The sequence below is a fragment of the Microbacterium sp. genome (genome assembly GCF_047605725.1).
In the GTDB taxonomy this organism is placed as follows: Bacteria; Actinomycetota; Actinomycetes; order Actinomycetales; family Microbacteriaceae; genus Microbacterium.
In genome coordinates this window covers 1-18,259 of sequence record NZ_JASGFE010000007.1, presented here as the reverse complement: position 1 = coordinate 18,259, position 18,259 = coordinate 1, and the positions used below count along the sequence as shown (strand labels likewise).

Here is an 18,259-nt window from a genome sequence, read left to right as displayed (position 1 = left end):
CCTCGGAAGCAAGGACGCTGACATGACCACCCGCGACGACATGACCCTGACGTCATCCGGCTTCTACGTGAGCCAGGAGGCGCCGATCCGCAGCGACGATCCGATCCCGACGCCCAGCTGCCCTCCGCCGGACGTGCTGCGCTGCGCGTACATGGAGCTCGTCGTGACAGACCTCGCCGCATCGCGGGTGTTCTACGTGGACGTGCTCGGCCTGCACGTGACCGAGGAGGACGACGAGGCGATCTACCTGCGCTCGACGGAGGAGTTCATCCACCACAACCTGGTGCTGCGCCAGGGTCCGGTCGCGGCGGTGGCCGCCTTCAGCTACCGGGTGCGCACCCCCGGCGATCTCGACCGCGCCGTGGCGTTCTACACCGAGCTCGGCTGCGACGTGCGACGCAACCCGGACGGCTGGACGAAGGGCATCGGCGACTCGGTGCGGGTGACCGATCCGCTCGGCTTCCCGTACGAGTTCTTCCACGCAACCGACCACGTGGAGCGGCTGTCGTGGCGCTACGACCTGTACAGCCCCGGTGAGCTCGTGCGCCTCGACCACTTCAACCAGGTCACCCCCGACGTCCCGCGGGCAGTCGGCTACATGCAGGACCTCGGCTTCCGCGTCACGGAGGACATCCAGGACGAGGAGGGCACCGTGTACGCGGCGTGGATGCGCCGCAAGCCCACCGTGCACGACACCGCGATGACCGGCGGCGACGGCCCGCGCATGCACCACGTGTGCTTCGCGACGCACGAGAAGCACAACATCCTCGCGATCTGCGACAAGCTCGGCGCGCTGCGGCGCTCCGACGCGATCGAACGGGGCCCCGGCCGCCACGGCGTCTCGAACGCGTTCTACCTGTACCTGCGCGACCCCGACGGACACCGCGTCGAGATCTACACGCAGGACTACTACACCGGCGACCCGGACAACCCGGTGGTCACGTGGGACGTGCACGACAACCAGCGCCGCGACTGGTGGGGCAACCCCGTCGTGCCGAGCTGGTACACCGACGCCTCGCTCGTGCTCGACCTCGACGGGAACCCGCAGCCGGTCATCGCGCGCACCGACTCGTCGGAGATGGCCGTCACGATCGGCGCGGACGGCTTCTCGTACACTCGCACCGACGACGAGCAGCTGCCGGAGTGGAAGCAGGGCGAGTACAAGCTCGGCCACCAGCTCTGAGGCCTGTCGGCCCGGCCGGCCCGGCCGGGCCGGCCACAACGGAAAGGAACCCGAGGATGCTCGACCCCGACACCATCGCGGCGATCGCCGACGAGCTGGCCGAGGCCGACCGCACGCACCGCCTCATCCCGCGCATCACGAGCCGCTACCCTGACGCGACGGTCGAGGACTCGTACGCGATCCAGGGCGTGTGGCGCGACGCGCAGGTGCGGGCAGGCCGGCGCCTGGTCGGTCGCAAGATCGGCCTGACCTCGAAGGCGATGCAGCAGGCCACCGGCATCGACGAGCCCGACTACGGCGTCATGTTCGACGACACGGTGTGGGAGAACGGCGCGCGGATCCCGGTCGACCGGTTCACGAACGTCCGCATCGAGGTGGAGCTCGCCTTCGTCCTCAAGGAGCCGCTGGAGGGCCCTGCCTGTTCGCTGTTCGACGTGCTGCGGGCGACCGAGTTCGTCACCCCCGCGCTGGAGATCCTCAACTCGCACATCGAGCTTGAGGGCCGGACGATCGTCGACACGATCAGCGACAACGCCGCCTACGGCGGCATGGTGCTCGGCGGCAACCCCATGCGACCCGACGAGCTCGACCTGCGCTGGGTGTCGGCGCTCCTGTACCGCAACGAGACGATCGAGGAGACCGGCGTCGCCGCCGGCATCCTCAACCACCCGGCGACGGGCGTGGCGTGGCTGGCGAACAAGCTCCACCAGCACGGGGCGCGCCTGGAGGCGGGCGAGATCATCCTGGCCGGCTCGTTCACCCGGCCGCTGTGGGTCTCGCGCGGCGACAGCGTGCTGTGCGACTACGGACGGATGGGGACGATCGCGTGCCGGTTCGTCTGAGGCCGACCTTCCGCGAGGCGCTGGCCGCGGCATCCCGTCCCCTCGTCGGGATGTGGGTGTGCTCGGGCTCGCCCCTGGTCGCCGAGATCTGCGCCGGGGCGGGGCTCGACTGGCTGCTCGTAGACATGGAGCACTCCCCCAACGGGCTGGAGTCGGTCCTGGCACAGCTGCAGGCCGTCGCCGCCGAGCCGGTGACCCCGGTCGTGCGCGTGCCGATCGGCGACGTCGTCACGATCAAGCAGGTGCTCGACCTCGGTGCGCAGAACCTGCTCGTCCCGATGATCTCCACCGCCGACGAGGCGCGCGAGATCGTGACGGCGGTGCGCTACCCGCCCCGCGGGCGTCGCGGCGTCGGCTCGGCGCTGGCCCGCTCGGCGCGCTGGAACCGGGTCGAGCGGTATCTTGCGGATGCCGACACTCACGTCTCGCTGTTCGTGCAGGTCGAGACGGCCGAGGGCATCGCCAACGCCGCTGCGATCGCCGCCGTCGACGGGGTCGACGGCGTGTTCGTCGGCCCGAGCGACCTGGCCGCCTCGATGGGCGTGCTCGGCCAGCAGACCCACCCCGACGTGACCGCCGCGGTGCTGAGCGCGTTCGAGGCGGTGCGCGGCGCGGGAAAGCCGGTCGGCGTCAACGCCTTCGACCCCGCCGTCGCCCAGGCGTACGTCGACGCCGGGGCGTCCTTCGTGCTGGTGGGCGCCGACGTCGCGATGCTCGCACGCGGCTCCGAGGCGCTCGCCGCACGCTGGGTGCCGGCCGCCGACGACTCGCCACGCGCGTCTTACTGACGCGGCGGCGGAGCTCTCGCTCAGGGGATCATCCGGCTCATCGCCTCGGCGAAGGGCGCGAGCCTGGCTGCCACGTAATCATCGAGATCGTCTGTGGGCCGCTCCCGGTCCGACCAGCGGATGCTCGCGCTGCTGGACACCGCCAGCAGCGCCTCGACGACATCCCGCACGACCTCCTCGTCCGTGCCCGGCGATCGCCGCCGCGCATAGTCGCGCAGCAGCTCGACCGCGTCATCGGTTCGAGCCCTGATCACCGCGCGCAGCTCGTCGTCGCTGCGGGCGATCCGCCACCGCAGGGCGAGCGCATCGTGCTCGGCACGGGTGTAGCCCAGCGCCGCCACGATCGCCGCCGCCAGCGCGGCGACCACGCCGAGACCCTCGCTCGCTGCCAATGCCGCCCGCACGCGGTCGACGCTGGCATCGACCTCGTCGCTCATCAGGTCGCGCTTGGCGGGGAAGTAGTGAAACAGCGTCGTGCGGCTGATGCCGACGGCATCCGCGATCTGCTGCAACGAGGTCGCCGCGTACCCCTGACGAAGAAACAGCGTGCGAGCGGCATCCCGGATCTGCTCGTGCGTGGTCTCGCGGGGCCTGCCCCGTCCGCGCCCGCTCAATCGCAACCGTCTCTCGCCTCAATTAATGAACACTGTTAGGATAATGCACATCCGTGGGAACCGCCACGTCTCGCCCCGCACACCATCAGGGAGATCACCATGAAATCCGTGCGCATCACCGCCCCCGAGGTCAACGAATGGGTCGAGATCGACACGCCCACCGCAGGACCGGCCGACGTGCTCCTGAAGATCAAGGCGTGCGGCATCTGCGGCTCCGACGCCTTCTACACCCACAACGGCGGAATCCCGCCCCGCATCGGCGCCACGCCTCTCGGCCATGAGCCCGCCGCCGAGGTCGTCGAAGTCGGCGCGGACGTCACCGGCTTGAAGGTCGGCGATCACGTCGTCATCGACACGATGGCGTTCACCGACGGGCTCCTCGGCTCGGGCGGCGCGCAGGGCGCGCTCTCCGAGTACGTCGTCGTCCTCGACGCTCAGCCCGGCCGGCAGCTCAGGGTCATCCCCGAGCACGTGCCCTGGGAGGTCGCCGCGCTCAACGAGCCCATGGCCGTCGCCTACCACGCCGTCAACCGCACCGACCCGGCACCCGGCGACAAGGTCGTCGTCTTCGGCGCCGGGCCGATCGGCCTGGGCGCCGTGCTCGGCTATCGCCGGCGAGGCGCGTCGCACATCGTCGTCGTCGACATCATCCCCTCGCGCCTGGACAAGGCGCTGCAGATCGGCGCGGATGCCGTGATCAACTCCGCCGAAGAGGACCTCGCAGCCCGGCTCATCGAGCTGCACGGCGACGGCGCGAGCGCCTTCAACCGAGGAGCACGCTCGGGCACCGACATCTTCCTCGACGCCGCCGGCGCGCCGTCGATCCCGCCGACGGCGGCGGGGTTGGCCAAGCACGATGCGACCCTCGGCATCGTCGCGGTCCACAAGCGTCCCGTCGAGCTCGACTTCGGATCGATCCTCGCCTCGGAGCTCAACCTCGTCTGGTCGATGGGCTACCCCACCGAGATCTTCGAGGTCACCGACGACATCATCGAGAACTGGGAGAAGTACGCCCTCATCATCAGCGACCGCCTTCCCTTCGACCGCGCGCTGGAGGCGCTGGAGCTGGCGAAGACCCCGGGAGCGGCCGACAAGGTCGTCGTCACCTTCTGACCGGGGGATAGATGGCGGAGACGGAGGGATTTGAACCCTCGGTCCCCGTGAGGGGACTCCACCTTAGCAGGGTGGTGCACTAGGCCTGACTATGCGACGTCTCCAGGCATCCGGTCGCGAACGGGCGGATGCGCCTGTCCATGATAGCCAATGGATGCCGCCTCGCTGACACGCTCGTCCCGGGTGTGCGGCCTGCCAGGCGTGCGGCGTGCGGCGTGCGGCGCGCCAGGTTGGCCCGTTCGGTCGTGCGGGCGGCATCCGGCGACACTTTGCGCCAGGTAACGCCGGCTCGCGCGCCACCGGTGGGCGCGTCTGGTCACGCGGGGCCCACGGGGCGACCAGACGCGCCAACTCAACCCCGGCGCGTCTGGTCGCGACGCGCCCGCACTGCGGCAGAACGCGCCACGTTTGCGTTGCGAAGAACCCGCGGCGCCGGCGGGACGCTCCCACCTCGCGTCAGCGGAGGTTGCCGTTGGAGCAGGTCTCCTGCGCGGCCGTCTGCCCGGTGATCTCCGGCGGCAGCTCGATCGCCGTCTCCGTGGCCTGCGGCGTGGGCGTCGCGGACGGATCGGTGGTCCCGGGGGTCGCCGGCTCCACCACGACGACGCCGTCGCCCTGACTCACGTCTCCGGTCAGCTTCAGCGGCTGGTTGGCCGCGAGCGCGGCCCACAACGCATCCGCCGCGTCATAATCGGGCACGACCCGGTTCGGGTCGTTCGGGTCCTCGTAGACCGGGTACTGGAGGAACACGATCTCGTCGAACGGCACGTTCTTGACCGCGAGGGCGATCTGCGCGAGAGCCATCGGGTTGGTCAGCGACTGCGACGGGGTCACGTTGTCGACCGCGACCCTGGCGAGCTTCAGGAGCGTGGCCGGATTGGAGAGCACCTCCTCGCTCACGAGCTTGCGAGCCAGCCGAGACATGTACTGCTGCTGGTTCGAGATGCGACCGAGGTCCCCGCCGTTGCCCACGCCGTAGCGCGTGCGGAGGAACTGCAGCGCGCTGACGCCCGCCAGCGTGTGGTTGCCCGCCTCCAGGTCGAGCCCCGTGTTGGGGTCGTAGATGCCGCTGGCCAGACACACCTCCACGCCGCCGATCGCGTTGGTGATCTCGATGACCCCGCCCCACGTGACCTTCGCCGCGTACTGGATGTCGAGCCCGGTGAGCTGCGAGACCGTCTTCACGACGCACCCGAGCTGCCCGTAGACGTATGCCGTGTTGAGCATGTCATACGTGTCGCCGGTGTCCTCGCCATCCGCGTTCGTGCATGCAGGGATGTCGATCATCAGGTCGCGCGGGAACGAGATGACGGTGACACGGCGCGGCTCGTCGGAGATGTGCAGGAGCAGGTTGACGTCGTTGAGCTCCTCGTCGGCCTCGGGGCCCTCGCAACGGTCACCGAAGATGTCCGCATAGGCGGGCTCACAGGCATCCGTCCCGGCCAGGAGCAGGTTCACGCCGCCCTCGATGGCGCCGATGTCCGGAGGCACGGCATCCTGCCCCTCCAGGTCGACCGCGTCCTTCGTGAAACTCGTCGTGAAATCGAAAGCGGCGTAGGCGGCCACGCCCGCGCCGGAGACGACGATCACGCCGAGAGCGACCCCGATCATCGTGAGCAGCTGGCGCAGCGGATGCGGCGTCCTCAACATGCCATGGCGGGCGACCGGGCGCCGTCGATGCGACCGCGTCGTGGTCACGGGCCTCTCGCTCACGAGTGTCCTCTCGGGTGGGGTATGGCTCTCCAGCGCCCCCGTGGCGCTCCAGGAAGCCGGCGGAGGGTGTGGGATTCGAACCCACGGGACATTGCTGCCCACTGGTTTTCAAGACCAGGTCCATCGGCCGCTCGGACAACCCTCCCGAGGGATGCCGCGGCATCCCTCGAACAGGCGTCGAGTCTAGTCGACGGACCCCCGCCCATTCTGGGACAGGCCCGCTGGAGACACGCTGAACACGCCCTCAGAGCATGCCGAGCACGGCGGCCACGCCGCCCGCGTGCACCGACGCGGTGGTCTCCGGCGCCTCGCGCCTGACCTCATCCGGCCCCTGCGCCATCGCGATCGCCCGCCCGCCGTGCTCGCGCGCCCAGCGGAACATGCCGACGTCGTTGCGGCCGTCGCCCATCACGAGCACGTGCGCGGGGTCGATGCCCAGCCACGTGCGCACGCGCTCCAGCGCGGTGGACTTGTCCACGCCGTGCGGGGCGATGTCGAGCCACGCCGACCAGCCCACCGCGTAGGAGACCTGGTTCAGGCCGATGCGTGCGACGAGGTCGACGAAGTCCCTGTCGTCGTCCTGCGGCGAGACCACCACGACACGGCAGACCGGCTGCCCGCCCAGCTCGTCGAACGGCACGCGCCGCGCCGCACGCAGGTTCCAGTCCGGCAACGGGTCGGTGTAGAGCCGCTCCCCGTCGGGCAGCTCGACCATGTAGTTCGCGTCGGGGAGGTGGGCGCGGAGCATCGACAGCACCTCGGCGGGATGGAACGTCTCCACCCGGAACCGCTCGTAATGCGCCTCGTCGGCATCGACGCGTCGCATGATCACCGCGCCGTTGGAGCACACGACGTACTCCGGCGCCATCGCCAGCACGCGCAGGATGCCGCGGGTGCCCTCCCAGCTGCGACCGGTGGCGAGCATGACCTCGTGGCCGGCGCGGTGGGCGTGGGCGACGGCATCCACCACCCCCGGGCTGAGCGACTCGTCCTCCAGGATGACGGTGCCGTCGATGTCGAGCACGATGAGCAGTCGCTCGGTGGGCACGTCGGGGTTCTCGGTGTCGTCGGCGAGATCCTCGACGAGCCGCGCAGCCCTGGTCGACTGCACGACCTCGACGCTGCCCGTGGCAGGCAGGCGTTGCATGCTCATGTGAGCGGCTCCAGCACGTCGACGCCTCCGAGGTAGGGCCGCAGCACCTCGGGCACGACCACCGACCCGTCGGCGCGCTGATGGGTCTCCAGGAGCGCGACGATCCAGCGGGTCGTCGCGAGCGTGCCGTTGAGGGTCGCCACATGCTGCGTGCGTCCTCCGTCCGGGCGGTGCCGGATGTCGAGGCGGCGCGCCTGATAGGTCGTGCAGTTCGATGTCGAGGTGAGCTCGCGATACGCGCCCTGGGTGGGCACCCAGGCCTCGATGTCGTATTTGCGCGCGGCACTGGAGCCGAGGTCGCCCGCGGCCACGTCGATGACGCGGTAGGCGAGGCCGAGGTCCTGCAGCATGCGCTCCTGCAGCTCGACGAGGCGGTCGTGCTCGGCCTCGGCGTCGTCGGGGGCGACGTAGACGAACATCTCCAGCTTGTTGAACTGGTGCACGCGGATGATGCCGCGCGTGTCCTTGCCGTGCGAGCCGGCCTCGCGCCGGTAGCACGTCGACCAGCCCGCGTAGCGCTTGGCCCCGGCGCTCAGGTCGAGGATCTCGCCCATGTGATAGCCGGCCAGCGGCACCTCGCTCGTGCCCACCAGGTAGAGGTCGTCGTCGTCGAGACGGTAGACCTCGCCGGCGTGCTTACCGAGGAATCCGGTGCCGCGCATGACCTCCGACCGCACGAGCGTCGGCGGGATCATCGGTACGAACCCGGCATCGAGGGCGCGCTGCATCCCGAGGGACAGGAGCGCATACTCCAACCGGGCCCCGACGCCGGTGAGGAAGTAGAAGCGGCTGCCCGACACCTTCGTGCCGCGCTCCACATCGATCGCGCCGAGCAGCTCGCCGAGGGCGAGATGATCGCGCGGCTCGAAGTCGAAGACCACCGGCTCGCCGTGCGTGCGCAGCGTGATGAAGTCGTCCTCGCCCCCGGCGGGGACGCCCTGGAGCACGACGTTCTCGATGGCGTCGAGGGCCTCGGCGGCGTTCTCCTCGGCGACGGAGGCCGCGTGCTGTGCCTGCTTGACGCGCGCGCTGAGCGCCTTGGCCTCCGCCACGAGGGCGGCCTTCTCGTCTTTCGACGCCCGCGCGACGAGCTTGCCGTGGGCGTTCTGGAGGGCCCGCAGCTCCTCGAACGCGGTGATCGCGGCGCGCCGGGCGCGGTCGGCGGCCAGCGCCTCGTCCACCGCGGCGACCGACTCCCCGCGCGCCTGCTGGGAGCGCTTGACGAGGTCGGGATTCTCACGCAGGAGGGCCGGGTCGATCATCCGACCAGCCTAGTCCGGCCGGCCGCGGCGCCCGAAGCGGCGACGGAGCGAGCCCTGCCGGCTCCCGCCGCCGTCACCCGCCGGCGGTGTCCCGCTTACATGGTGAATCGGTCCTCGGGGCCCCGGAGCCACCTGCCTACGGCACTTCGCCCTGTAAGCGGGACACAAGTCCGGCGGGTATCGTGGGGCGCATGGTCGGCCGGTCGCGCTCCGCGGGACGGGCGGCGCTCGTCTACAACCCGACCAAGGTCGATAAGAAGGCCCTGCGCGCGGACGTACGCCGACTGTCGAACGAAGCCGGCTGGGCCTCGCCGCTGTACTTCGAGACCACCGTGACCGACCTCGGCGCCGGCGTGGCCCGACGTGCGCTGGCCGCCGGAGCGGATGCTGTGCTCGTCGCCGGCGGAGACGGCACCGTACGCGCGGTGAGCGAGGCGATGAACGGCTCCGGCGTGCCGCTGACGATCGTGCCCAGCGGCACCGGAAACCTGCTCGCACGCAATCTCCGCCTTCCGCTCTACGACCGGGACCTGATGATCCGCACCGCCTTCGCTTCCCGCACCCGCGCGATCGATGTCGGCGTCGTCCGCCTGACCCGGGCGGACGGTGCGAACGAGGAGCGCGCGTTCGTCGTGATGGGAGGCATCGGCCTCGACGCCGCGATGATCGCCAACACGAGCGGCGACCTGAAGAAGCGCGTCGGCTGGGTCGCCTACGTCGACGGAGCCGCGCGCTCGCTCGTGGGCGCGAAGCCCTTCCCGGTCATCTACCAGCTGCCCGGCCATCGGATGCACCGCGCGCAGGTGCAGAGCATCCTGTTCGCCAACTGCGGGACACTGCCGGCGGGGCTGGAGCTGATCCCCGAGGCGTCGGTCTCGGACGGTCAGCTCGACGTGGCCGTGTTTCAGCCGAAGGGGCCTCTGGGCTGGCTGCTGGTGTGGCGTCGGGTGGCGTGGGACAACAGCGTGCTGCGGCGCTTCCGTGCGGGGCAGCGCGTGCTCGCGCTGCGCACGAAGGACAACGCGGTGCGCTACGCGCGCGGCACCGGGATCGACGTCGCGACGCAGAGCGCCCAGCCGGTGCAACTGGACGGCGACGAGTTCGGCGCGGCCGTGCACGTGCACTGCCGCGTGGACCACGGCGGGCTGCTGGTGACCGTCCCGGAGGGCTACCGCATCGGGACGTGAGCTGGGACGGGCCGCGGTCTCGCCCGAAATGGTGGCCGCACCAAGGCTGGATTGCGCTCGGACAGCCCAGCTCACCGCCTTCCGCCGCATTCAGCCTTCGTTCGGGCCGCATAACTCCCGTGCCCCCGTCCGTGACCGCAGGGCGGACGGTGCTCGACGCGGAATACCCCGGATGCCGGGCCTCGTTGTCCTCGGAGATGGCTGCCTCCCCCGCTCCCGCCCTCTCGGTCCTCGACCTCGTACCGGTGCGCACCGGGCAGACCAGCGCGCAGGCGGTCGCGGCCTCGCTCGCGCTCGCGCGTCGCGCCGACGAGCTCGGCTACCGCCGCTACTGGTTCGCCGAGCACCACAACATGCCTGCCGTCGCCTCGACCACCCCGCCGGTGCTCGCGGCGGCCGCCGCGGCGCGCACGGACCGCATCCGCGTCGGCTCGGGCGGGGTGATGCTGCCCAACCACTCCCCGCTCGTGGTGGCGGAGCAGTTCGCCGCGCTGGAGGCCCTCGCCCCGGGGCGCATCGACCTCGGCATCGGTCGCGCGCCGGGGAGCGACCCGGTGATCACGCAGCTGCTGCGGATGTCGGGCACCATCAGCGACGTGGAGCGCTTCCCCGACCACATCCGCGACATCCTCGCGCTCGCCTCGGACAAGGGGGCCACGCTGCGGTTCACCTCGGGCGGCACCTACGACGTGCACGCGACCCCCGCGGCCACGACCACGCCGGAGGTGTGGCTGCTCGGATCGAGCGACTACTCCGCGCAGCTCGCGGCGGCGCTCGGCCTGCCCTACGTCTTCGCGAACCACTTCTCCGGCACCGGACTGGAGCGCGCACTGGACCTGTACCGCACGCAGTTCCAGCCTTCGGCGCTCCTCGAGCGCCCGCGCACCTTCCTCACCGCGAACGCCGTCGCCGCCGCGACCGGTGCTCTGGCCGAGGAGCGCATGCTGCCGCAGGCCCGCATGATGGCGCGGCTGCGCGGCAACCTGCCGCTCGTCGCCCTCGAGACCGTGGAGCAGGCGGCCGAGGCCGAGGCATCCGATCACCTGGCAGCGCCCCTGATCGAGGGCCTCCGCCGTCGCTGGTTCGTCGGCACCGGCCCTGACGTCCGTGCCGGGCTCGCCGCGTTCGCCGCCGAGCACGGTGTGGACGAGGTCATGGTGTCGCCGGTCGCGGCGGCCCATGACGACGATCCGATGGATGCCACGCCCGCCCGCGTCGAGACGCTCGAGCTCCTCGCGGTCTGAGCGCCGCGAACGTCGCGCGCGACGGCCTTCTCGCAAGGCCGGCATCCCCTCTTTCCTTCGAGCCAGGTCGTGGATATAGTGATATCACTTTAAACTGATATCACTTTTCGAGGAGCGGTCATGAGCAGCACAGGCACACCCACCGGATCGGTGCTCCCGGCCGCAGCGCGTAACCCGCTCGGACGCGTCGCCCTGATCGTCGCGATCGTCCAGGTGCTCGGCGGCCTCGCGTGGACGATCATCCAGCCCACCGTTATCGCACAGGCCGCGGCGGCCGCCCTGGCGACCCCGACGGATCCGTCGAACCCGATGCCGCCGGGCCTCGCGACGCAGGGCATGATCACGACGGGCGTCAACATCGCGCTGTTCGTGCTGGCCCTGGTCGCGCTGATCCTCGGCATCGTCGCGTGCCGCCGCTCGGGCCTTCCCAGGCTCGGCGGCGCCATCGCCATCGGCGTCGGCGGCGCCGCGGTCGCAGGCTACGCGGGTCTGCTGATCGGCAGCCTGGTCCTCACGCTCACGTTGGCCGGGTCGGTCACCCCGTAGCGCGGCGCACCGCAGCACGCGTGGGCGGGCTACCGGTCGGGCTCGCCGGAGAGGAGACCGCGCAGCCAGTCCCGCGCCTCCACGAACACCTCGTCGGAGTACCGGTCCGGGTAGCGAACGATCGCCCGGTCGGCCCGCGGGTACGAGCCGAGGAACGTCACCTTCGGACTGAACCGGCGAAGCCCCAGCAGCGCGTCGGCCATGCGCTCGTCCTCGATATGGCCGTCGGCGTCGATCACGAAGCGGTAGCGGCCGAGCGCATCGCCGATCGGACGGGACTCGATGAGCGACAGGTTGATGCCGCGCGTGGAGAACTGCTCCAGCAACTCCAGCAGCGCGCCGGGATGGTCGTCGGGCAGCTCGGCGATGAGCGAGGTCTTGTCCGCCCCGGTCGGCGGCGGGGGCGCCACGGTGCGGCTCACGAGCACGAACCGCGTCACAGCGTTCGGGTTGTCGCCGATGTCCTCGGCCAGCAGCTCCAGCTCGTGATGATCGAGGATGCCGGGGGGCGCGATTGCGGCATCCGCATCACTCGTGCCGTCGACCAGGCCCACCGCCGAAGCCACGTTGCTCGCCGCAGGCAGGTGCGCGTGTGCGGGGAGCGCCCCGGTGAGCCACTGCAGGCACTGCGCGTAGGCGACCGGATGCGCGGCCACGAGAGTCACGTCCTCCAGCCGCGCGCCCGGACGCCCGACCAGCACGAAGCTGACCGGCACGAGGTACTCCCCCACGATCCGCAGGCCCGGCATGGTGGCCAGGGCATCCTGCGCGGTGGACACGCCGCCGTCGATCGAGTTCTCGATCGCGATCATCGCGGCATCCGCGCGCCCGGCGACCACGTCGCCCAGCGCCTCGCCGACGTTGCGCACCGGCCGCCAGGTCTGGTCGCGCGCCTCGGGCACCTGGCCGAGGGCCACCTCGGTGAAGGTCCCCGCCGGACCCAGGTAGCTGTACACGCGGCGGACGGCGTCGTCGGAGGGGCAGGTCACGGATAGAGCCTAGCCCTGACGTGCGCAGGCGCAGGCGCGGTGACAGACTGATCCCATGAGCCGTGCTGGACAGCCCGCCGAGGCATCCGACCTCGTCGACATCGATGAACTGATCACCGCCTACTACGACCGCAAGCCCGACGCGTCGATCCCCGAGCAGCGGGTCGCCTTCGGCACGAGCGGCCATCGTGGCTCGTCGCTGTCGACGAGCTTCAACGAGGACCACATCCTCGCCACGACCCAGGCGATCGTGGACTACCGGAGCGCCCAGGGGATCGCGGGTCCCCTGTTCCTCGGTCGCGACACGCACGGGCTGTCGCTGCCCGCCGAGCGCACCGCGGTCGAGGTGCTCGTCGCCAACGGCGTGGACGTGCGCACCGACGCGCGCGACGCGTGGGTGCCGACCCCGGCGCTCAGCCACGCGATCCTCGCCTACAACCGCGGGCGGGCGCTCAACGATCCGGGCCGGGCCGACGGCATCGTGGTCACGCCGTCGCACAATCCGCCGCGCGACGGCGGCTTCAAGTACAACCCGCCCAACGGCGGCCCCGCCGACACCGACGCCACCGGCTGGATCGCGAACCGCGCGAACGAGCTGATCGCCGCGGGGCTTGCGGGTGTCAAGCGCACCCGTCACGCCGACATCCCCGTCGGCCGGGTCGGCTCGTACGACTTCCGCGAGGCGTACGTCGCGGATCTGGATAACATCATCGACGTCGCGGCGATCCGGGACGCGGGGGTGCGCATCGGCGCCGACCCGCTGGGCGGCGCCTCGGTCGAGTACTGGGCCCTCATCGGCGAGCGCTACGGCCTGAACCTCACGGTCGTCAACCCCGAAGTCGACCCGACCTGGCGGTTCATGACGCTCGACTGGGACGAGAAGATCCGCATGGATCCTTCGTCGCCCTCCGCCATGGCCGCGCTCGTCGCGCGCCGCGACCAGTTCGACGTGCTGACCGGCAACGACGCGGATGCCGATCGCCACGGCATCGTGACCCCCGATGCGGGGCTCATGAACCCGAACCACTATCTCGCGGTGGCGATCGACTACCTGTACCGCAACCGTCCGGGCTGGCCGGCGGATGCCGCGATCGGCAAGACCCTCGTCTCGTCGATGATCATCGACCGCGTCGCCGAGTCGCTCGGGCGGCAGCTCATCGAGGTGCCGGTGGGCTTCAAGTGGTTCGTCCCGGGCCTGCTCGACGGATCGGTCGCGTTCGGCGGCGAGGAGTCGGCCGGCGCTTCGTTCCTGCGCAAGGACGGCACCGTGTGGACGACCGACAAGGACGGCATCCTGCTGTGCCTGCTGGCATCCGAGATCATCGCCGTCACCGGCAAGACGCCCTCGCAGCGCTACGCGGAGCTGGAACAGGAGTTCGGCGCCTCGGTGTATCAGCGCGTGGATGCCGCAGCGACCCCCGCGCAGAAGGCGGCGCTGTCGAAGCTGTCGCCCGAGGCGGTCACCGCGACGGAGCTCGCCGGCGAGCCGATCACGGCGAAGCTGTCGCACGCGCCGGGCAACGGTGCCGCGATCGGGGGGCTGAAGGTCCAGACCGAGCATGCGTGGTTCGCCGCGCGCCCGTCGGGCACCGAGGACGTGTACAAGCTGTACGCGGAGTCGCTCCGGGGCGCCGAGCACCTCGCCCAGGTGCAAGAGGAGGCGCGCGCGGTCGTCGCGGCCGCCCTCGGCGACGCGTAGACCCGGCGGGGGCGCGACTCACTGTCGCAGGCCTCACCCCCCTCCCCCGCCCCTCCCACGCCCCTCCCACGCCCCCGCGGGTCACTGCCCTCCCACGCGAGTCACTGCCCAACTCGCGAATCACTATGCTCCAGGGCAGTGACTCGAACGTAAAGCAGTGACTCGACGGGCGAGGACGTCGGGCGGGGCGCGACAGGGCTCAGGGCAGGGCACGGGCGAGCTCGGCGCCGGCGCGCCGCAGCCAGCGCTGCGGGTCGGCGAGGGCCGCCTCCGCCGACCCGGCGAGCTCGGTGAGCGAGACGGATGCCACGAAGCCCGACACGTCGGCATCCGCGTCGATCCGCCCGGCGACGAGCGCGACGGGCACGCGCTCTGCAGCGGCGAGCGCGGCCACGAACCCGGGCACCTTGCCCGCGGCCGACTGACCGTCGAACGCCCCCTCGCCCGTGACCACGACGGATGCCGCGGCCACCGCCCCGGCGAGCCCGACGAGCTCGGCCACGCGCGACGCGCCAGGGACGAGCTGGGCGCCCCACACGCCCAGCGCGAAGCCCGTGCCGCCGGCCGCGCCCGCACCCGGTGCCGCCGGATCGCCGGGGACGAGCGCAGCCAGGCGCGCCAGCGCCGCATCGGCGCGGACGACACCGGCCCCGTCGAGACCCTTCTGCGGACCGAACACCGCGGCCGCGCCGTGCGGGCCGAGGAGCGGGTTGGTGACGTCGGTGAGAACGGTCGCGCCCCCCTCCGGCGGCGGACGAAGTCCATCGAGGTCGACGGCTGCGAGCGCCTGCAGGCCCCGCGCCCCGGAGGCGATCGGGCGCCCCCGCGCATCGGCGAAGCGCGCACCGAGCGCGGTGAGCATGCCCGCGCCGCCGTCGGTCGATGCGCTCGATCCGATGCCGAGCACGAGCCGCGTCACGCCGTGATCCAGGGCTGCGGCGATCGCCTGGCCGAACCCGGTGGTACCGGCATCCCAGGGCCGCAGCCCCTGGGAGAGCACTTCGATGCCGCTCGTGGAGGCGAGCTCGACGACGCCGGTGCCGTCCGGGAGCAGGAGCCACGCGGCATCCACTGCACCGCCGTCCGGGCCGCATACCTCTATCGGCATATACCGGATCTCCGGGGTCGCCGCGGCGAAGGCCGCGAGCGTTCCTTCACCGCCGTCCGCCATCGGCCGCGCCAGCACCCGATCGTGCGGGCGCTGGGAGCGCCATCCCGTGGCCAGTGCCTCCGCCACGGCGGATGCCGAGGCCGAGCCCTTGAAGCTGTCCGGGGCGAGGACGACGGTCCGCACGCTCACGCTGCGAGCCTACGCCGCGTCATCGGCACGACGGCGCGTGCGCGCAGGGTCGGACGCAGACGGCACAATGGAGGGATGACGTGGCTTGTGACCGGCGGTGCGGGGTACATCGGAGCGCACGTGGTGCGTGCGCTCGCGGGAGCGGGCATCGATCCCGTCGTGCTGGACGACCTGTCCACCGGGCACGCGCGGTTCGTGCCAGGCGGTGTCCCGTTCGTGCGCGGATCGATCCTCGACCGTGCGCTCGTGGAGCAGACCCTCCGCGACCACGACGTCACCGGGGTGATCCACGTCGCCGGGTTCAAGTACGCCGGCGTCTCGGTGCAGCGCCCGCTGCACACCTACGCCCAGAACGTCGAGGGCACCCGCATCGTCCTGGAGGCGATGGATGCCGCCGGCGTGGCGAACCTGGTGTTCTCCTCCTCGGCCGCGGTCTACGGCACCCCCGACGTCGACCTCGTCACCGAGGACCTGCCGAAGCGTCCCGCGTCGCCGTACGGGGAGTCGAAGCTGATCGGCGAGTGGCTCATCCACGACCAGGCGGTCGCCACCGCGGACGCCGACCGTCCCCTGCGGCACACGTCACTGCGATACTTCAACGTGGTCGGCTCCGCCGACCCCGCCGTCTACGACACGAGCCCGCACAACCTCTTCCCCCTCGTCTTCGAGGCGCTCCTGGCCGGCCGCACCCCCCGCATCAACGGCGACGACTACGACACCCCCGACGGCACCAACGTGCGCGACTACGTGCACGTCGGCGACATCGCCGCTGCCCACGCCGTCGCCGCGCGCCGCCTGGGGGCTGGCGAGGCCCTCGAACCCGCCTACAACCTCGGCTCCAACAACGGCCTGTCCGTGCGCCAGATCATGGATGCTATGGCCCGGGTCACCGGCATCCCCTTCGTCCCCGAGATCGCACCGCGCCGCCCCGGCGACCCCGACCGCATCGTCGCCACCGGGGACCTCGCGGCGCGCGACCTCGACTGGGCCAACCGCTACACCGTCGACGATATGGTGCGCACGGCCTGGCAGGCGCGCTCCGGCGCGTAGCTCAGCGCGCCGGCGGCGCTGTGCTGGCCCGCACGATCAGCTCCGCGGGCAGCGTCTCGAACCGGCGCGGAACGCCCTCCTCGATGCCGGCGACCAGCGCCGCCACGGCGCGCTCACCGAGGGCGTCGAAGTCCTGTCGCACGGTCGTCAGCGGAGGACGGTAGTCCGCGGCATCGGCGAGATCGTCGAACCCGACGACGCTGATGTCCTCGGGGATCCGCCTGCCCGCGTCGGCCAGCGCGCGCAGCAGCCCGAGCGCCATCTGGTCGTTGGCCGCGAAGACCGCGGTGACCGCGGCCTCGGCGGCCAGCACCGCTCCCGCCGCGTACCCCGATGCCGCGCTCCAGTCGCCGCGCAGGGGAGCGGGCGCCGACACCCCCGCGTCCTCCAGCGCCGCGCGCCATCCGCGCTCCCGCTCGTTCGCGGCGAACGCGTGCACGGGGCCCGCGAGGTGGTGGACGCTCGCGTGACCGAGCCCGAGGAGGTGGCGCGTGGCGGCCCGTGCCCCGCCGGCGTGATCGGTCTCGACGATGCCGAAGCGGGCGTCGGGCGGGGAGTCCACGATCACGAGCCGCAGCGCGTCGGGTGCCGCGACGGTGCGCGCGAGCTCGGTCGCCTCGTTGAGCACGATCGCCCCGTCGACGCCCTGTTCGCGAAGTCGCTCGAACGCCCCCGCGATGTCACCCGCGCCGCCGAGAGTGACCACGACCACCGCGTAGCCGCGGGCGGCCGCAGCGTCGGCGACCGCCTGCAGCATGCGCGAGTTGCCCACCGTGGCGAGGGTCGTCGCGACGAGCCCGATGGTCTGGGTGCGGCCGGTCCGCAGCGCCCGCGCGGCACGGTGGGGGCGGTAGCCCAGCTCGGCCATGGCCCGCTCGACCCGCAGTCGCGTCCTGTCCTCCACGTGCGGACTTCCATTGGCGACGCGGCTGACGGTCTGCCCGGAGACTCCGGCGCGCGCGGCGACGTCGGCCATCGATACCCGCCGTCCGGCGTGCGGTGCCGGGCGGGCGCGCCGCTGGAGGTCTCGTTCGAGCCGAAGATGGTCCTTCATCGGATCGCTCGCCATGACCGGCTCCCGTCTGTAGCGCGCCGTGCCGCCGGAAAAGCGTCCCGGATACAGGGCTGTTGACGATAACATACCCCGTCTGGTACGGTGTTGACGTGAACATACCTGTAAGCGGGCCGGATTTCACGGCGACGACCCTCGGCGCCGGCGTGATCAAGCGTCCGACCCGCCTCGCCGACGGCCGCGACCTGATCTACTACGACGACCCCGGCACGTCGCTGGGCCCCGAGCGCCGAGCCGACACCCGCGACCTCGACCCGCGGCCGGCGACGGCGACCATGCGGCGCGACGTGCTCACCGGCGACTGGGTGTCGGTGGCCGCGGCGCGACAGAACCGCGTTTTCCTGCCGCCCGCCGAGCTCGACCCGCTCGCACCGCAGAGCCCCACCAACCCGTCCGAGGTCCCCTCGCGCTACGACGTCGCCGTGTTCGAGAACCGCTCGCCCTCCTTCGGGCCGGCGCTCGCCGCCGCCCACGGCGCCGCCCCCGCCGCCGCCGACCCGCCGC

Annotated in this window: 16 protein-coding genes, 2 tRNA genes and 1 pseudogene; 10 read left to right on the top strand and 9 right to left on the bottom strand. The window is 71.6% G+C overall.

The features are described 5' to 3' along the window. Positions 1-22 precede the first annotated feature (22 nt). Genes hpaD through QM641_RS02685 form a run of 3 tightly spaced genes read left to right on the top strand, consistent with a single transcriptional unit; the run spans position 23 to position 2,813 of the window. Entirely contained in the window at positions 23-1,183 is a 1,161-nt protein-coding gene (hpaD, locus tag QM641_RS02695) for a 3,4-dihydroxyphenylacetate 2,3-dioxygenase (RefSeq protein ID WP_415113167.1), read from the top strand. Positions 1,184-1,239: 56 nt separating this feature from the next. Continuing rightward, positions 1,240-2,025, top strand: coding sequence for a 2-oxo-hept-4-ene-1,7-dioate hydratase (gene hpaH, locus QM641_RS02690; RefSeq protein WP_415113165.1), 786 nt, complete (start codon positions 1,240-1,242; stop codon positions 2,023-2,025). Beyond that, positions 2,010-2,813, top strand: coding sequence for an aldolase/citrate lyase family protein (locus QM641_RS02685; RefSeq protein WP_415113163.1), 804 nt, complete (start codon positions 2,010-2,012; stop codon positions 2,811-2,813). Before hpaH ends, QM641_RS02685 begins: the two co-directional genes overlap by 16 nt. A 20-nt stretch (positions 2,814-2,833) precedes the next feature. On the opposite strand, the gene QM641_RS02680 is transcribed toward QM641_RS02685, so the two are convergent. Beyond that, the gene (locus QM641_RS02680) at positions 2,834-3,427 is read right to left on the bottom strand and encodes a TetR/AcrR family transcriptional regulator (protein WP_415113161.1); all 594 of its coding nucleotides are present in this window, start codon (positions 3,425-3,427) and stop codon (positions 2,834-2,836) included. Between the two features lie 99 nt (positions 3,428-3,526). Here QM641_RS02680 and QM641_RS02675 point away from each other — a divergent pair, with 99 nt between their 5' ends. Then, complete coding sequence (locus QM641_RS02675) at positions 3,527-4,540, top strand: zinc-dependent alcohol dehydrogenase (protein WP_415113159.1); 1,014 nt, start codon at positions 3,527-3,529, stop codon at positions 4,538-4,540. 12 nt (positions 4,541-4,552) lie between these two features. Here the strand turns inward: QM641_RS02675 and QM641_RS02670 are convergent. The 5 genes from QM641_RS02670 to serS all read right to left on the bottom strand — a co-directional run bounded on the left by QM641_RS02670 (position 4,553) and on the right by serS (position 8,668). After that, positions 4,553-4,644: transfer RNA gene (locus tag QM641_RS02670), tRNA-Ser, on the bottom strand. A 352-nt stretch (positions 4,645-4,996) separates the two neighbouring features. Next, on the bottom strand, positions 4,997-6,253 hold the full coding sequence (locus QM641_RS02665) for an LCP family protein (RefSeq protein ID WP_415113157.1): 1,257 nt from the start codon (positions 6,251-6,253) through the stop codon (positions 4,997-4,999). Between the two features lie 60 nt (positions 6,254-6,313). Further along, positions 6,314-6,398: transfer RNA gene (locus QM641_RS02660), tRNA-Ser, on the bottom strand. 99 nt (positions 6,399-6,497) lie between these two features. Further along, entirely contained in the window at positions 6,498-7,406 is a 909-nt protein-coding gene (locus QM641_RS02655) for an HAD family hydrolase (RefSeq protein WP_415113154.1), read from the bottom strand. Next, the gene (gene serS, locus QM641_RS02650; protein ID WP_415113152.1) at positions 7,403-8,668 is read right to left on the bottom strand and encodes a serine--tRNA ligase; all 1,266 of its coding nucleotides are present in this window, start codon (positions 8,666-8,668) and stop codon (positions 7,403-7,405) included. The genes QM641_RS02655 and serS overlap by 4 nt, the downstream gene beginning before the upstream one ends. 191 nt (positions 8,669-8,859) lie before the next feature. Between serS and QM641_RS02645 the strand changes: the two genes are divergently transcribed. From QM641_RS02645 to QM641_RS02635, 3 genes are all read left to right on the top strand, one after another. Then, a complete protein-coding gene (locus QM641_RS02645; RefSeq protein ID WP_415113150.1) occupies positions 8,860-9,855 on the top strand; it encodes a diacylglycerol/lipid kinase family protein in 996 nt (331 codons plus the stop codon). A 197-nt stretch (positions 9,856-10,052) separates the two neighbouring features. Further along, entirely contained in the window at positions 10,053-11,099 is a 1,047-nt protein-coding gene (locus QM641_RS02640) for an LLM class flavin-dependent oxidoreductase (protein ID WP_415113148.1), read from the top strand. 120 nt (positions 11,100-11,219) lie between these two features. Then, positions 11,220-11,645 (top strand): hypothetical protein, encoded by a 426-nt coding sequence (locus QM641_RS02635; RefSeq protein WP_415113146.1) that lies wholly within the window; start codon positions 11,220-11,222, stop codon positions 11,643-11,645. Between the two features lie 29 nt (positions 11,646-11,674). Here the strand turns inward: QM641_RS02635 and pheA are convergent, their stop codons facing one another. Beyond that, positions 11,675-12,634: a prephenate dehydratase gene (gene pheA / locus QM641_RS02630; protein WP_415113144.1), complete on the bottom strand. Its 960-nt coding sequence runs from the start codon at positions 12,632-12,634 to the stop codon at positions 11,675-11,677. A gap of 55 nt (positions 12,635-12,689) precedes the next feature. Here pheA and pgm point away from each other — a divergent pair, with 55 nt between their 5' ends. Then, entirely contained in the window at positions 12,690-14,333 is a 1,644-nt protein-coding gene (pgm, locus tag QM641_RS02625; RefSeq protein ID WP_415113142.1) for a phosphoglucomutase (alpha-D-glucose-1,6-bisphosphate-dependent), read from the top strand. A gap of 199 nt (positions 14,334-14,532) precedes the next feature. Here the strand turns inward: pgm and QM641_RS02620 are convergent, their stop codons facing one another. Continuing rightward, entirely contained in the window at positions 14,533-15,627 is a 1,095-nt protein-coding gene (locus QM641_RS02620; protein WP_415113244.1) for a glycerate kinase, read from the bottom strand. Between the two features lie 81 nt (positions 15,628-15,708). Here QM641_RS02620 and galE point away from each other — a divergent pair, with 81 nt between their 5' ends. Next, a complete protein-coding gene (galE, locus tag QM641_RS02615) occupies positions 15,709-16,683 on the top strand; it encodes a UDP-glucose 4-epimerase GalE (protein WP_415113140.1) in 975 nt (324 codons plus the stop codon). Position 16,684: 1 nt separating this feature from the next. On the opposite strand, the gene QM641_RS02610 is transcribed toward galE, so the two are convergent. Continuing rightward, positions 16,685-17,659 carry a LacI family DNA-binding transcriptional regulator gene (locus tag QM641_RS02610; RefSeq protein WP_415113242.1) on the bottom strand — a complete coding sequence of 325 codons (975 nt, stop codon included), beginning with the start codon at positions 17,657-17,659 and terminating at the stop codon, positions 16,685-16,687. Positions 17,660-17,847: 188 nt separating this feature from the next. Between QM641_RS02610 and QM641_RS02605 the strand changes: the two are divergent. Next, positions 17,848-18,259, top strand: a pseudogene (locus tag QM641_RS02605) (galactose-1-phosphate uridylyltransferase); the annotation flags it as partial.

Coding starts and splice junctions, on each gene's coding strand:
- QM641_RS02655 (WP_415113154.1), bottom strand. CDS start 7,406: ATGAGCATGCAACGCCTGCCTGCCACGGGCAGCGTCGAGGTCGTGCAG.
- QM641_RS02640 (WP_415113148.1), top strand. CDS start 10,053: ATGGCTGCCTCCCCCGCTCCCGCCCTCTCGGTCCTCGACCTCGTACCG.
- serS (WP_415113152.1), bottom strand. CDS start 8,668: ATGATCGACCCGGCCCTCCTGCGTGAGAATCCCGACCTCGTCAAGCGC.
- QM641_RS02645 (WP_415113150.1), top strand. CDS start 8,860: ATGGTCGGCCGGTCGCGCTCCGCGGGACGGGCGGCGCTCGTCTACAAC.
- QM641_RS02610 (WP_415113242.1), bottom strand. CDS start 17,659: ATGGCCGACGTCGCCGCGCGCGCCGGAGTCTCCGGGCAGACCGTCAGC.
- galE (WP_415113140.1), top strand. CDS start 15,709: ATGACGTGGCTTGTGACCGGCGGTGCGGGGTACATCGGAGCGCACGTG.
- hpaH (WP_415113165.1), top strand. CDS start 1,240: ATGCTCGACCCCGACACCATCGCGGCGATCGCCGACGAGCTGGCCGAG.
- pgm (WP_415113142.1), top strand. CDS start 12,690: ATGAGCCGTGCTGGACAGCCCGCCGAGGCATCCGACCTCGTCGACATC.
- hpaD (WP_415113167.1), top strand. CDS start 23: ATGACCACCCGCGACGACATGACCCTGACGTCATCCGGCTTCTACGTG.
- QM641_RS02635 (WP_415113146.1), top strand. CDS start 11,220: ATGAGCAGCACAGGCACACCCACCGGATCGGTGCTCCCGGCCGCAGCG.
- QM641_RS02675 (WP_415113159.1), top strand. CDS start 3,527: ATGAAATCCGTGCGCATCACCGCCCCCGAGGTCAACGAATGGGTCGAG.